Origin of the sequence: Aegicerativicinus sediminis (assembly GCF_015476115.1) — a bacterium.
Classification (GTDB): domain Bacteria; phylum Bacteroidota; class Bacteroidia; order Flavobacteriales; family Flavobacteriaceae; genus Aegicerativicinus; species Aegicerativicinus sediminis.
This window is the reverse complement of record NZ_CP064295.1, coordinates 3,815,856-3,830,631: the sequence shown is the minus strand read 5'-3', so window position 1 is coordinate 3,830,631 and position 14,776 is coordinate 3,815,856. Positions and strand designations below refer to the sequence as shown.

The following is a 14,776-nucleotide window of genomic DNA, read 5'->3' as shown; positions in this document are numbered from 1 at the left end:
AATAATAATTCCCCTTATCTTAACCGTTCAATTAAAACCATAAAATGAAAAGACTACACCTCATCCTTTCCGCTCTGATAATTCTATTTAGCAGCGCAATCTTAGCCCAAGATTATAGAGAACAACTAGAAGAAATAGCAATTATCGATCAGAAGGTAATGATGCCCATGCGCGATGGGGTGCGTTTAGCCACAGACATATACCGGCCCAAGACGGATGAAAAAGTCCCTATCATTTTTGTAAGAACCCCATATAATTTCAATTCATGGAGAAATGGTGAAGAGCAAATAGGCACTTACCGGAAAGCTTTGGAAGCTGTAGAACGAGGGTATGCTTATGTTGTACAAAATGAAAGGGGAAGATATTTCTCTGAAGGCGAATGGGATATTCTGGGTGTTCCTTTAACCGATGGCTACGATGCGTTTAGTTGGATGAAAGATCAGTCATGGTCTAACGGAAAAATAGGTACATTAGGCTGTTCGTCAACTGCTGAATGGCAAATGGCAGTAGCGGCCTTAGATCATCCATCACATGCCGCAATGGTTCCCCAGAGTTATGGCGCAGGAGTTGGTCGTGTTGGTGAAATTAATGAGCAGGGCAACTGGTACCGTGGGGGGGCTGAGCAAATGTTATTTTTTGCTTGGCTATATGGGGTTGAGCATGATAAATTTAAGCCGAGAATCCCTGAGGGTGCCACTCAAGAAGACCTCATTCGAATTTCAAGATTTTATGATCTAGCTCCTGATAATCCTCCAGTTGATATGAGTGAAGCTTTGAGACATTTGCCAATTCAGAATATATTAAAGAACATCAACGGCAAACAGGAAATATTCGATAAAATGGTAAGGCGTAAACCAAATGATCCTGACTGGTTCAAAGGAGGTATTTATCACGATAATATGGAGATTGGGGTTCCTAGTTTTTGGTTTGCATCTTGGTATGATGTATCCATAACACCAAATATTTATCTATTTAACCATGTGAGGAATAATGCCAAAGATGCGGAAGTGAGGGACAATCAATATTTAGTTATTGCGCCTACCTTGCATTGTGCCTATACAAGGGCTACGGAAAATACTATAGTGGGTGAGTTAAGTGTTGGAGATGCTCGTTTAAACTATGATGAACAAATATACAAGTGGTTCGATCTATGGCTTAAAGGAGACGAAAATGATTTTAAGGAAACTACTCCAAGGGTGCAATATTACACAATGGGTCTTAACGAATGGCAATCTTCCAATACCTGGCCACCTGAAAATACACAACTAGTCACTTATTATTTAAATAGTAACGGGAACGCTAATAGCAGATTTGGTGACGGTGTCTTGACTAATAAAATAAATACAAAGGATAATCCGGATAGTTTTACGTACGACCCAATGAATCCTGTTCCTTCGTACGGTGGTAACGTATGTTGTACGGGTAATGCGGTAAAGGGAGGTGCTTTTGACCAACAAGATATGGAGGCGCGAAATGACATCTTGGTCTATACTACCGAGCCACTTAAAGAAGGAACCGAGGTTTCAGGATTTATTGAATCAACACTATATGTGTCTTCGGATGTTAAGGATACAGATTTTACAATTAAATTGATTGATGTACACCCTGATGGAAAAGCCTATAATTTGGATGAAACTATTCAACGTGTGCGCTATCGTGAGGGATATGATAAGGAAGTTTTTATGGAAAAAGGTAAGGTGTACAAACTAGACTTAACTCCAATGGCGACCAGTAACTATTTCGAAAAAGGCCATCGAATTCGGATTGAAATATCAAGCAGCAACTTCCCTAGGTTTGCACGGAACTTGAATACAGGAGGAAATAATTATGACGAAGTGAATGGAATTATTGCCCATAATAAAGTGCACCATTCGGCAAAATATCCTTCACAGATTAGGGTTCCTGTGAGGAAAAATTAAAAGTTCTTGATAAACATTATCAAAATACTGGAGAAGACATAAAATGATTTCTAAAATCAAATAACGCTTATCGCTTGAATCCCTAGATATGATTTTGCTACCAAGAGTTTCGGTATTTAACTATATTATTTACAATCATTTAAAGGTGATTTACTATAAAAAAAATAGTCTCGTTAAGAAAATTCTTTATTCAATTAGCCAATGAAAATTAACCTTAAAGTTTTAACCTGTTTTCTTTTAATATTTACTGTTGTTGTGTCATGTTCTGAAAAGAAGAAAGAATCTTTGGTTGGTGAAAATCAAATTCAACAACCGATTAATCCAAATGGGGACAGCGAGTTAGCATTATTGATGAGACAGATGTATGACGAAGCTCAATTAATTAAAGAGCAAATAAATAAAGGCGAACCAATTGAGATAAATTTAAACCATGAAAAAATTCTAACAGCCCATGCAACTCAACCTGAAAAAGCCGCTTCAGAGGAGTATAGGGCCTTTGCCAATTTGTATTTACAAAGCATAAAAAATCTTCAATCTGCAAATGCAAACGAAGTGGCTAATATTTATGATAATATGGTTGTGAGTTGTATGACTTGTCACAAAGTATTATGCCCTGGACCAATGGTTAAGATAAAACAGTTACAATAACTTTTAAAAATAAAGCCAGAACACGCATATACTTAAAGGTTGGTCATCAGCTCTTAATAAATTGATTACAGCTAATAGTATGAGATGTCAAAAAATAAACTAGACTTATTCAAGAGTTTAGAGTTAAACAATTCAGCCAAAAATAGAATATGACCAAAAAAACTACTTGGATCACCTTAACCAATCAGATTAGACCCTTTTTCCCTCAAGCAGGATCTTCTTCCTATTTCAAAAACCTTTGTAAAAAGTATCAAAAGAATAATTGTGGACTAAGTTTAAAATGGTCACTTTTTGTATTAATAGTTTGTTTGTCAGTCACTCCCAAGCTAGTTTTCTCACAAAAAAATCCTTCGGATTTAAAATTCTTGGTTTCAATTCCAGACCCATCAAGTCATTACTACAAAGTTGAATTCCATGGTAAAGGGGGAAATCAAGATTCATTATATCTTAAAATGCCAAATTGGATGCCAGGGTACTATCAGTTGATGAATTATGCCCAAACGGTGGAAGGAATTTCCGCTGAAGATGATAATAGGAGAAGCTTACCCCTTTCAAAAGTAAATGGCAATACCTGGCTGGTTAACGACATAAAAAACAAGTCCTTTGTGATTAGCTATACAATTCGTACCCATAGGCAATTTGTTGCCAATAGCTATGTGGATAATAATCATGCCTACCTTATTCCAGGAAATTCATTTTTATATATAGAGGGTTTCCTTAATGTACCAGTTGAGGTTAATATTTTGAAAAATTCAGAATGGAGAGAAATTGCAACTGGGTTGGAACCGATTGATGGTAAGAACTATGAATTCACAGCCCCTAATTTTGATTTTTTATATGATTGTCCCATCCTTATGGGAAATCTGGAAGAATTACAGTCTTTCGAGCTTGATGGTAAGAAACATCGGTTTATAGGTTATAAACTTGGAAGTTTTGAACAAACCCCTTTTATGGCCAATTTGAAAAAAATAGTGAAAGTTGCTTCTGATATAATCGGTGATATCCCTTATGAAGAATATACGTTTATTGGCATTGGCCCAGGTCGGGGTGGAATTGAACATTTAAACAATACAACTGTAAGTTTTGATGGCAATACACTTAACTCACCTGAAGCAATGTCTCGCATGCTTAGTTTTTTGACTCATGAATATTTCCATCACTTCAATGTAAAACGAATTAGACCTTTTGAGTTGGGGCCGTTTGATTATGACAAGGGGAACAGAACCAATTTGCTTTGGATGAGTGAAGGATTCACGGTTTTTTATGAATCCCGGATTTTGAGAAGAGCTGGTTTGATAGACGAAGCTACATTGTTAGCAACCCTATCAGCACAAATAAACACTCTAGAGAACGACAATGGAAGATTGTATCAATCTCTTTCGCAAGCAAGTTTTAATACTTGGGAGGATGGCCCTTTTGGTTCAGGGAGAAATGGAGAAGACAGGTCAATATCTGTTTACAACAAAGGAGCAGTCTTTGCAATTTTATTAGATCTTGAAATTAGGAACGCCACTAAAAATAATAAATCTCTCGATGACGTAATGCGAACCCTATATTGGAAATATTATGTGAAGGAGAATCGAGGATTTACGGATGCCGAATTCCGAAAAGTTTGTGAACAGACGGCCGAAATTCCTCTAGCCAATTTATTCGAATACGTTTACACAACTAAGGAGCTAGACTATAACTTGTATTTGTCTTACGCAGGATTAAAAATAGATAGGCAAACTTTAGAAACTGAGGGAAAAAAATTAAAACAAAAAATAGCGATTAAACGGGTTGATAATCCTAATTCAATGCAACGTGAAATATTGAAAGCATTTTTAAATGAATAGTCAAACGCTGTTTTATACGATCAATAAATGCCAATAAACAGACCCATAAAACAAACAACTATTTTCATTTTTTAAACCTCATTATTTAAAAATGAATGTTTAGACATCAAGGTAAAAGCAGAACACTAAAGCACAACCTAAGAATTGCTACAATCTTGTCATTTGTCGCAGGAATCGTAAATGTTACAGGCTTTTTAGAATTTAAACAACTTACTACAAACGTAACAGGGCATTTTGCGCTTTTTATAAATGACGTAGCGGAATTTGAGGTTTGGAAAGGAACGATCTACTTTCTATATTTTTTCTCCTTCCTATTTGGGGCTTTCATTTCTAGCTTATTAATTGAAAAATATAGAGACAACAGAAAGCTAAATGTTTTTGTTATACCAACAATAATTGAAAGTGCAATTTTAATATCAATTCCAATTGTTTATAACGTACCTCTATTTAAAAATGTTGATTTAATTGTTTGTTCCCTTCTATTTGCAATGGGGCTTCAAAATTCTTTTGTAACAAAAATTTCCAATGCCGTTGTAAGAACGACTCACCTTACGGGATTATTTACTGATTTAGGGATAGAACTTTCACAATTATTTTTCTCTAAAACTCATCCCAATCAAGATAAATTAAAAGCAACAATTAAACTTCGGATTTATATAATTTCATTTTTCTTTATTGGCGGATTAATCGGTGGATATTTATATACAAGAATGCATTGGAGACTTAATACCTTGATTTTTGGGGCTGCTGTATTATTAATTAGCCTAATTTATGATGATTTAAGATTTAGAATGATTAAGGCAAAGAGAAAGTATAAACAAGGTAAAACCTCCTCCAAAAAGGGCAAATAGGTCAACTTAACCAACCATTAAAAGAAAGAACAGTATAATAGCTTGTATATAGATTCAACTCGTTTTTATAAATTAGTTGTGTCAGCGACAGTTACTTCCCCAAACTATAATTCTAATTTCTGACTTTTGAATAAATACGTTTGCAGTCGTTATAAATTCTATTATATGAAAAAAATTGTTTTAGTTACCCTATTGATTTTTGGTTCCATTTTAATGGCGGTTACCGCCTTTGGTAACAACCCTGCGGTTGACTTTTTAAATTCATTAAACCAAGTCCAAAGAAATAAAGCGCAGATGCTACTGAATGACGATTCTAGAACCGATTGGCATTTTATACCCAGTTCTATGTTTCCAAGATCAGGAATTCAATTGAGTGAACTTAATGCCGACCAGAAATCTAAACTAGATGAACTTCTCAAGAATTTTCTCTCTGAAACTGGTTATGCGAAAACAAAGAAAATTATTGGTTTAGAGAATGTCCTTTTAGAAATTAGTGGGGATTCGATCATGCGGAATCCTGAAAGTTATTCGGTTGCAATTTATGGAAATCCCGAAACAGATAATTTATGGGCTTTTTCCTTCGAAGGTCATCATATTTCCTTGAATTTCACGATTCTTAATGGAAAAGTGGAGATAGCTCCTAGGTTTTTCGGTGCTAATCCCGCAAGAATTCTTTCTGGACCTAGGGAAGGGGAGCGCACCCTTCATTTAGAAGAAGATTTAGGTTTTGAATTGATCAATTCTTTGAATGAAAAACAAAAGAATTTGGCAATATTTCAGCAAGAGCCGTTTATTGATATTGTGTCAGGCAAATCAACAGAAGTGGAACCTTTAAGTCCGGTTGGGATTAGCTACGGACAGTTAAACAGAAATCAACAATTGATTTTTTTAAAGTTGGTCGATGAATATCTTTCTACCATGCCAACTGATTTAGCTGAAAAGAGAATGAACAGTATAAAGGAGGAGGAATTAAATGATGTGAGATTTGGTTGGGCGGGTGCAACGACACCTGGTAAAGGTCATTATTATCGGATTCAAGGGAAATCGTTCTTGATTGAGTTTGACAACGTTCAGAATAATGCCAATCATATACATACGGTTTGGAGAGATTTCGATGGAGATTTTGGCAGGGACATCATCAGGGAACATTATAAAAATTCAGACCATCATAAAAATGATTAAAAGAAACACTTTTAAAAATACTAATGGCTAACAGGTGGAATGATATTACCGGCAAAATAGTTTCTGATATCGTATTTAAGACGATTTTCAATTTTGAATGATTCCAGATGACAAACATTTATACTGCCATAAATCTGAGACCGACGAACATATCAGACTTAGACCTTTTATTTAAATTCCAATTAGATAAGGAGGGTGGGTACTTAGCTGCATTTATGCCAAAGGACCATGATGACAAATCTGCCTATATTAGTAAATACACAAAATTGTTAGCTAATCCAACGGTAAATAACCAAACCATAACCATAAATAATACGATTGTTGGGAGCATTGCCAAATTTATAATGGATGGTAACTCGGAAATTACTTATTGGATTGATCGTAAATTTTGGGGAAAAGGGATCGCTTCAGAAGCACTGAGGAAGTTTCTTGCTATTGAGACATCTAGGCCAATTTATGGACATGTAGCTTTTGACAATTTTGGATCACAGAAAATATTGGAAAAATGTGGATTCATTAAAGTTGGAACGGATAGAGGTTTTGCAAATGCCCGACAAAAGGAAATAGAAGAATTTATTTATAAACTTGATTATAGCAATTAATTAAATGTTGAAGGTTAAAGCGTTACTGAAATATCCTTTAAGTTATTTATTCATCTTACTTTTCGGCTTTACTACTTATGATTATTTCAATCATATAAATAGGAGCGGCTCAGTTTTTGAAAAGTATCCACTACATTGGCTTCTTTTTAGTGTAGCCGCATTTTTATCTTTCGTATTAACTGTTTTGTTTTTTAAATATCTTCTTCAACGATTTTTTCAACGTTCTAATTTAATTATTGAAGTAATTGCAATAGGCCTTTGGATAGTATTATATCTATTGGTAATAGGACCAATTTTAGACAAGCTATTTTGGCCATATGGTGATTTACAATTTAATTTTAAATTGGGTCCCTTTGTGATTATAATGGTCATTTATTTTTCTGTGAGACTCTTGTTAAATATTATCACTGGGCATAAGGCGTTGTATTCAAAATAAAACTTAAAGACCTTTAGAAAAGTATTTAGGTGATTTAAATTTTTCTGAAAATACATTTTAGTATCTTAGTTTCAACCAACGCTACTTCGAATTATACAAACCATTGGTAATTAATAGGGCCGACCATCACCAATGATTAAAATCTTTAGAAATATTCGACATAAGTTGATTTCAGAGAATAAAATTGGAAAATACCTGACCTACGCCATCGGGGAAATTGTACTCGTGGTAATAGGTATTTTAATTGCACTGCAGATAAATGATTGGAATGACAATAGAAAAACGGATTTAAAAACTGATAAATTATTAATTGCATTAAAAAGTGATTTGTTAAAAGACACTGAATTAATTACTGAGCGACTTCCTTTTATTAACGAACAGCATCAATTAAATGAATCTTTAAGAGCAAGAGTTGCGAAACCAGACGCAACTGTGGATACCCTTATCAAAATAATGAGATTCGAGTTCAACCCTAATTGGGTAGTCCAAATCCCGTACAGCATGAACTCCTACAATAGTTTGGTTCAAACTGGCCTAATCGAGAACCTTTCCGACTCATTAAAAGCAGGCATGAGGAATTTTTATAATACCAAAGCTTCAAAGATGGATAGGGTAGAAAAGACTACAAATGATTATCAAGGGAAAGTTACTTCTTATGTCAACACCTATACGTTTGGTGTAACAAAAACTCATGACCAAGGTAAACTAATCGATTCGCTTATATGGAGCAACATAAACTATAGTCATCTTGCAGCAACATTTCAGGGGATTAGTAATTTTAAACGAATTTTGTTCACTGAAACAAAAGATGAACTGGAATTTTCCTTGATTGGTTCAAATATATTAATTGATCAGATAGAAGCTTATTTAAAGGAAAATTAAAACTAATTAAATGCCGTAATAAAGAAGGATGGGCATATTTAAATACCAACTTTGGCATTTTTTGATTTTGATTGCTTTATTGACAGGCATATATTTTTATATAAATAATGATGCCTCTGTTCTATATGGAGAATTATTCGGATTTAAAACGTCTCTATGGTTATTAGCTGCTATAATTTCCCCAATTGTTCATCAATTATACGTGTTAGTGTGCTGGCGTTCTGAATTGTTTTATAACAGTTTTTCAAAAAAATTCGGAAAAGATGCCTTCAATTTATATAAAATAGGATTTGCCATTTTGATTCTTTCGAGAATAGTAACTCTTACCTTATTGGCCATTTCAAACCACAAGACCTTTAACATTAATAATATTTTGACTTCTATCATAGCGGGAATTTTATTGGTGCCAACCGTATATCTTTTTTATTCCGTAAAAAAGTATTTTGGAATGGACCGAGCTTTTGGAATAGACCATTTCAAACCTGAGGAATTTAAATCTAAACCTTTTGTAAAAAAAGGAATATTTAAATATACATCTAACGGGATGTATATTTTTGGATTCTTAATTCTATATATTCCAGGATTAATTGCCCAATCGAAAGCGGCTCTATTGGTAGCTTTGTTTAGCCATATTTATATTTGGGTTCATTACTATTTTACAGAATTACCTGATATAAAGCTCATTTATTCAGATGGTGTAAATTATAAACCAAATAATAATTAAAAGGCAGTATACTTAAATTTTAGAAAAGAGATTTTACACCTTTGTGCTAATAACCAATAAATCATGAGACTAGCTTTTGTTCCTATCCTAATCCTAATTTTAGTAGGAGTTTCCTGTTATAATGAAGTTAAACAATATGCATATGTTAATGGAAAGGAAATTTACTCGCCACAAGGAGAACCTATGCATTTAACAGGGGTAAACTTGGGGAATTGGTTATTACCAGAAGGATACATGTTCAAGCTGAAAAATTGTAATTCCCCTCGAAAAATTGATCAGGCCGTTAGAGAACTCATTGGAAATACCGCAACCACAAAATTTTGGGATACCTTCCTTGAAAATTATATTACCGAAGCAGATATAAAATGGTTATCGGATGCAGGTGTAAACTTAATACGGTTACCTTTTGATTACCGATTGTTAACCCATGATGATTTCTTGGGTAGAGATATTCACGGCTTTAAATATCTTGATGATGCCATTAAATGGTGTGAATTACATAATATTTATGTTTTGTTGGATATGCATGGTGCACCGGGAGGTCAAACTGGTGACAATATCGATAATAGCGATGGTTATCCATGGTTAATGGTCGATGAGGGTATGAAACAAAAAGTCACTGAAATTTGGAAGGAAATAGCTGAACGTTATGCGGATAATACCACTGTAATTGGATATAATTTATTGAACGAACCAATCCCTCATTATTTTAAGAATGATTCTTTAGGTCATAACTTAGAGCCCTTATACAAAAGAATAACTAAGGCCATCAGAGAGGTTGATCCTCACCACATTGTTTTTTTGGGTGGAGCTGTTTGGGAGACAGATTTTTCCGTGTTTTCAGAGCCATTTGATGACAATTTAGTATACACCTTCCATAAATATTGGATGTCACCTGAGCAAAAGGAAATCCAAGAATATTTGGATTTCCGGGAAACATATAATGTGCCTATTTTAATGGGAGAGAGTGGAGAGAATGAAGATGATTGGGTAAGAGACTTTAGAGAATTACTAGATCAAAATGATATTCACTGGACCTTTTGGCCCTATAAAAAAATGGATAATACGAGGGGGCCAATGAATTTTCATAAACCAGAGGGATATGATAATTTTATTGAATATGCCGAAAGTGATAGAAGATCGTTTGGGTCAATAAGAGCGCTAAAGGATAGCCTAAATGGAATCGGTCCGAAAAAAATAGAGTCTATTCTAAATCAATTTGTAGAAAATAGCAAATTTGAAAATTGTTATCCTAATGAGGGTTATTGCGAAGCTTTGGGGTTTAAAATTTCCAAAGCGAGTACCAACTCACCATGACTATTTATTCTAACTTTTCAGACGAACTAATTTTAAAGGTGACTAAAAGTATCTTCCAAAAGATTACTAGGGTTTATTTGTTACATTTAGGAGTAAATTATAAAAAATAACCTTCGCATGGAGTTTCTTAACACGGCAAAATGATTTGTATTAACCATTATGAAGAAAACCATTCTAATTACCACCATTATCCTTGTTGCATTTGTTAACCTTACAACTGCCCAATCGAAACCGGCCTATCAACTATTTAAAAATGATGGTACTATTGCCGATTACAATTCAATGATAAACGATTTGGCTAATGGAGATATGGTGTTTTTTGGGGAATACCACAACAATCCTATTTCGCATTGGTTGCAATTTGAATTAAGCAAAAGTTTGTACGACCTCAAAGGGAATGAATTGTTTTTTGGGGCCGAAATGTTTGAAAATGGTAACCAACTTGTGATAAATGAATATTTACAAGACTTTTACCCTGAAGACAAAATGCTTCCTGAAATTACCCAACTTTGGAACAACTATAAGACGGATTATAAACCCTTACTCGATTTTGCAAAGGAAAATAATTTGCGTTTTATAGCGACAAATATTCCCAGACGTTATGCTTCCATGATCTACAAAATGGGTTTAGAAGTCCTTTCAAAATTGTCTCCTGAGGCGCTCGCCATGATTGGTCCAGATCTGGAAACCTATTTTGATCCAACCGTAAAAGCTTATGCAGAAATGGCTGACAATATGGGAGGGCATATTCCGCCAAATATGTTGAATATTCAACTGGCACAGGCGGCCAAAGACGCCACCATGGCTCATTTTGCCCTTAAAAATTTTCAGCCAGGAAATTTGTTGTTGCATTTTGAAGGATCTTACCATTCTAATTATTCACAGGGCATCATTTGGTGGATAAACAAAATCCATCCAGGTTTAAATATAAAATCCATAACTACAGTTACAGATTCTGAATGGAATGAATTATCAGAGGAAGAAAAAGCTGCTATCGCAAATTATATCATAGTGGTGTCTGACACCATGACTAAAACCAAAGGATGATTTTAATTATTGGAGTTTTATCGATTATCATAAATTTTAGGGTCAAAGACTATAATTTGATTATTCAATTGAATTGTTGACCGTGCGTCTAATCTTGTGTCATTTTACTATCTTAGTTCTTACCCAGTTTAAGACTACCATATAAAGACCGTTGTGCATTAGTAGCCAATGAAATTACAGTTTCCACATCCATTTGCAATCTTATTAATATTTATAGGAATAGCAGTTGGATTGACCTATCTATTACCCGCAGGAAAATACGAAAGGATTATAGACCCTAATACAAATCGAGAAATTGTTGTGCCTAACAGTTATAAATCGATACCTAATGAACCCATTGGTTTATTTGAGGCTGTGGTAAAAGTTCCTGAAGGCATTATTTTTGGTGCAGATATAGTAATTCTAATCTTATTGATTGGGGGAGCATTCGTCGTAGTTGATAAAACTGGGGCGTTTGATAATGGTATTTCTGCTTTAATTCACCGCTTTTCCAATTCACCTCAAAAAGTAATGATTTTATTGGGATTGATTTTTGCGCTTTTAGGAGCCTTAAACAACACCTATGAGGAAATTATAGCCTTAATTCCCATAATGATTGCTTTAACATCTAGAATAGGTTTTACGAAAATTTCAGCCGTTGCTATAAGTGCAGGATCAGCAACTATTGGTGCAACATTTAGTCCAATAAACCCCTTCGGGGCGTTACTTGCACAAAAAATAGCCGATGTTCAACCTTTCTCAGGCTTTGTTTTTAGGATAATAATCCTTTTGATTGCAACAGGTTTTTGGATTTACTGGATTTTAAGGGTCGGCAAGTCAAAATCTGTAGTAACTGACGAAACGGCAATGGGTGCTGAAAAAATTAAATTGTCTAAACGCACAGGTATTATTCTTACAATAGTCGGTCTCACCTTTACGACCATGGTTTATGGGATTTTAAATTGGGATTGGGATTACAACCAAATGTCTGCTCTTTTCCTCATAATGGGAATCCTTTGTGGATTTATAGGTAAGCTTGGTTTTAATGGGACTTTTAAAGCTTATGCCTTTGGTATACAGGAAATGGCATTTGCAGCTTTAATAGTTGGTTTGGCTAGAAGTGTTTATTTGGTCCTATATGAGGGATTGATAATCGACAGTATAGTATATTATTTGTTTAATCCCCTGGAGGAGTTACCTGTGGCATTTTCAGCAATTGCCATGACCTTATCTCAAAGTGTATTGCACGTCCCTATTCCTAGTAATTCGGGCCAAGCGGTGTTGACCATACCCATATTAACTCCATTGGCAGATTTAATTGGTATGTCTAGACAAGTAATGATTTTATGTTATCAATATGGAGCCATCATAATGGATTTGATAACTCCAACAAACGGAGCACTTCTGGCTATGCTAACCGCGGCTAAATTATCTTATAAGGATTGGTTTTTATATTGTCTTAAGCCACTAGGTATTATTTTATCATTGTCTATTATAGCCATCCTAATAGCCATTTTAATCAATTTTTAGCAGTTTAGATAACTGAATTTTTGAAATATCGATTTTACCTCGTTTACTGCCTTTAATCCTTTTTAAGACTTGGAATTGGAGGGAACTATATGAATAATGGCCTAAACCCTAAAGAAGAAATTTTGATTCCGATTAGGAAAAATTAAAACTTCGGTTCATGGATATTTTAATTGTATCACTTTCAATTTTAAGGAGGTTTGAAGCTTTTTTCCTAAATTGAAAGAATTATCATATTGCTATATTATTGTTAATTAGGTGATTGCATTGATGTTTTGGTATCATGCTCAATTTTTATCTAGAATCTAACTGACCTAAATTTTTCTGATTATGCCCAAGATTGTCTATTTAATATTATTGTTTCCAATGCTATTTCAAGCGCAGGATGGTGTTAAACCGATTATAGATGTTCATCTTCACGGCTATACAAAACGAACGTATCAATCCACTTATGGGGCACCTTCAAACTATGAAGATTTTAAATCTAGAATAAGGGAACAATTTAAAAAATACAATATTGTATATGCAGTTAAAAGTGGTGGTGAATATGACACTGATTTGGAAGAAAAAATGTTGAAAGGTTATGAATCTAATAATTTTCCGAAGTTTGATACAGTACAATTCAAAAAGCAAATAGAGGAAGGAAAGATTCAGGTATGGGGTGAATTTTTGCCTATGTTTAATGGGTTACAAATTACGGACCCTGGATTCGCTCCCTATCTTAAAATATGCGAGCGTGAAGGAATACCCATTGCTCTGCACACTGGATCTGGACCTCCTGGGATCTCTAATAGATATAAAAAGATAAGACTTAGTTTAGGGGACCCATTGCTGGTTGAGGAAGTTTTAATTATTTACCCAAAATTAAAAATTTACCTCATGCATTCAGGGGGAGTTTTTTATGAGCATGCTTTGGCATTAATGGAATTGTACCCACAACTCTATTGTGGGTTAGGAGCACTTCTTTGGGTGCCAACTGGCCGGACATCCCTATATGCCGAAGAATTTTTATTGAAAGCAAAAAAAGCAAACCTTATCGATAAAGTTATGTTTGGTTCTGATGCAATGTATTGGCCAGAAAATATTCAAAAAAGTATTGAAAAATTGAACGAATTTGACTTTTTGAACGAAGAAGACAAAAGAAAGATCTTTTATGAAAACGCGGTTAGGTTTTTTGAATTGGACCATTTGAAAAATTAGAAATTGTATATGCCTATACATAAGAAAATTTAAATTTAATAAACAACTGCATTTTTCTAGACACATATAATGAATATCCAATTTAGAAGACTTTTGCCCCATGAGTCTAGTTTATATAGAACTATTCGGCTCGAATGTTTGAAACAATACCCTGAAAATTTTGGTTCCAATTACCAAGATGAAATAAAGAAGAAAAAATTATTCTTTGAGGACCATTTAGAAAATGAAAATCCAGACAATTTTGTTATTGGTGGCTTTTATAATGATAGATTAATAGCCATTTCCGGTTTTAATAGATATGACAGTTTGAAAACTAAACACAGGGGTAGAATAATCCAAGTTTATGTAACTCCAGAGTTTCAAGGACATAATATTGGGTTCAATCTTGTTAAGGCAACAGTTGAGGAAGCCTTTAATAATGAAGAAATTGAACAAATTGAGATAGATGTACTTGTAAATAATACCAAAGCCGAGAGTATATATTCTAAAATTGGTTTTAAAACTTATGGTATTCAAGAGAAGTATTTGAAAATTGGAGAAATGTATTTCAATCACAGAATGATGTATATTTTCGCTGATAATTACCACTCCTCATAACCCGATTAAACGTTTAAAATTTCAGTTTCT

The 14,776-nt window shown here is 34.2% G+C and carries 13 protein-coding genes; all 13 read left to right on the top strand.

Annotated elements, in window-relative coordinates:
* The first annotated feature begins 44 nt into the window (after positions 1-44).
* The 13 genes from ISU00_RS16450 (at position 45) to ISU00_RS16390 (ending at position 14,746) form a co-directional block, all read left to right on the top strand.
* Complete coding sequence (locus tag ISU00_RS16450) at positions 45-1,919, top strand: CocE/NonD family hydrolase (RefSeq protein WP_228851765.1); 1,875 nt, start codon at positions 45-47, stop codon at positions 1,917-1,919.
* 201 nt (positions 1,920-2,120) lie between these two features.
* Complete coding sequence (locus tag ISU00_RS16445) at positions 2,121-2,567, top strand: hypothetical protein (RefSeq protein WP_228851764.1); 447 nt, start codon at positions 2,121-2,123, stop codon at positions 2,565-2,567.
* A gap of 149 nt (positions 2,568-2,716) precedes the next feature.
* On the top strand, positions 2,717-4,402 hold the full coding sequence (locus tag ISU00_RS16440; RefSeq protein WP_228851763.1) for a M61 family metallopeptidase: 1,686 nt from the start codon (positions 2,717-2,719) through the stop codon (positions 4,400-4,402).
* Between the two features lie 95 nt (positions 4,403-4,497).
* The gene (locus tag ISU00_RS16435) at positions 4,498-5,253 is read left to right on the top strand and encodes a YoaK family protein (protein WP_228851762.1); all 756 of its coding nucleotides are present in this window, start codon (positions 4,498-4,500) and stop codon (positions 5,251-5,253) included.
* Between the two features lie 165 nt (positions 5,254-5,418).
* Positions 5,419-6,435 (top strand): DUF3500 domain-containing protein, encoded by a 1,017-nt coding sequence (locus tag ISU00_RS16430; protein WP_228851761.1) that lies wholly within the window; start codon positions 5,419-5,421, stop codon positions 6,433-6,435.
* A 107-nt stretch (positions 6,436-6,542) separates the two neighbouring features.
* The gene (locus ISU00_RS16425) at positions 6,543-7,037 is read left to right on the top strand and encodes a GNAT family N-acetyltransferase (RefSeq protein WP_228851760.1); all 495 of its coding nucleotides are present in this window, start codon (positions 6,543-6,545) and stop codon (positions 7,035-7,037) included.
* A gap of 568 nt (positions 7,038-7,605) precedes the next feature.
* A complete protein-coding gene (locus ISU00_RS16420; RefSeq protein ID WP_228851759.1) occupies positions 7,606-8,355 on the top strand; it encodes a DUF6090 family protein in 750 nt (249 codons plus the stop codon).
* A gap of 28 nt (positions 8,356-8,383) precedes the next feature.
* Entirely contained in the window at positions 8,384-9,079 is a 696-nt protein-coding gene (locus ISU00_RS16415) for a phosphatidylethanolamine N-methyltransferase family protein (RefSeq protein WP_228851758.1), read from the top strand.
* A gap of 63 nt (positions 9,080-9,142) precedes the next feature.
* Positions 9,143-10,396 carry a glycoside hydrolase family 5 protein gene (locus tag ISU00_RS16410; RefSeq protein WP_228851757.1) on the top strand — a complete coding sequence of 418 codons (1,254 nt, stop codon included), beginning with the start codon at positions 9,143-9,145 and terminating at the stop codon, positions 10,394-10,396.
* A gap of 159 nt (positions 10,397-10,555) precedes the next feature.
* On the top strand, positions 10,556-11,443 hold the full coding sequence (locus ISU00_RS16405; protein WP_228851756.1) for a ChaN family lipoprotein: 888 nt from the start codon (positions 10,556-10,558) through the stop codon (positions 11,441-11,443).
* Between the two features lie 168 nt (positions 11,444-11,611).
* A complete protein-coding gene (locus tag ISU00_RS16400) occupies positions 11,612-12,952 on the top strand; it encodes a YfcC family protein (RefSeq protein WP_228851755.1) in 1,341 nt (446 codons plus the stop codon).
* A 327-nt stretch (positions 12,953-13,279) separates the two neighbouring features.
* Entirely contained in the window at positions 13,280-14,149 is an 870-nt protein-coding gene (locus tag ISU00_RS16395) for an amidohydrolase family protein (protein ID WP_228851754.1), read from the top strand.
* 69 nt (positions 14,150-14,218) lie between these two features.
* Positions 14,219-14,746, top strand: coding sequence for a GNAT family N-acetyltransferase (locus ISU00_RS16390; RefSeq protein ID WP_228851753.1), 528 nt, complete (start codon positions 14,219-14,221; stop codon positions 14,744-14,746).
* Positions 14,747-14,776: the final 30 nt, after the last annotated feature.

Coding starts and splice junctions, on each gene's coding strand:
- ISU00_RS16440 (WP_228851763.1), top strand. CDS start 2,717: ATGACCAAAAAAACTACTTGGATCACCTTAACCAATCAGATTAGACCC.
- ISU00_RS16430 (WP_228851761.1), top strand. CDS start 5,419: ATGAAAAAAATTGTTTTAGTTACCCTATTGATTTTTGGTTCCATTTTA.
- ISU00_RS16415 (WP_228851758.1), top strand. CDS start 8,384: ATGGGCATATTTAAATACCAACTTTGGCATTTTTTGATTTTGATTGCT.
- ISU00_RS16435 (WP_228851762.1), top strand. CDS start 4,498: ATGTTTAGACATCAAGGTAAAAGCAGAACACTAAAGCACAACCTAAGA.
- ISU00_RS16400 (WP_228851755.1), top strand. CDS start 11,612: ATGAAATTACAGTTTCCACATCCATTTGCAATCTTATTAATATTTATA.
- ISU00_RS16425 (WP_228851760.1), top strand. CDS start 6,543: ATGACAAACATTTATACTGCCATAAATCTGAGACCGACGAACATATCA.
- ISU00_RS16390 (WP_228851753.1), top strand. CDS start 14,219: ATGAATATCCAATTTAGAAGACTTTTGCCCCATGAGTCTAGTTTATAT.
- ISU00_RS16395 (WP_228851754.1), top strand. CDS start 13,280: ATGCCCAAGATTGTCTATTTAATATTATTGTTTCCAATGCTATTTCAA.
- ISU00_RS16410 (WP_228851757.1), top strand. CDS start 9,143: ATGAGACTAGCTTTTGTTCCTATCCTAATCCTAATTTTAGTAGGAGTT.
- ISU00_RS16420 (WP_228851759.1), top strand. CDS start 7,606: ATGATTAAAATCTTTAGAAATATTCGACATAAGTTGATTTCAGAGAAT.
- ISU00_RS16405 (WP_228851756.1), top strand. CDS start 10,556: ATGAAGAAAACCATTCTAATTACCACCATTATCCTTGTTGCATTTGTT.
- ISU00_RS16445 (WP_228851764.1), top strand. CDS start 2,121: ATGAAAATTAACCTTAAAGTTTTAACCTGTTTTCTTTTAATATTTACT.
- ISU00_RS16450 (WP_228851765.1), top strand. CDS start 45: ATGAAAAGACTACACCTCATCCTTTCCGCTCTGATAATTCTATTTAGC.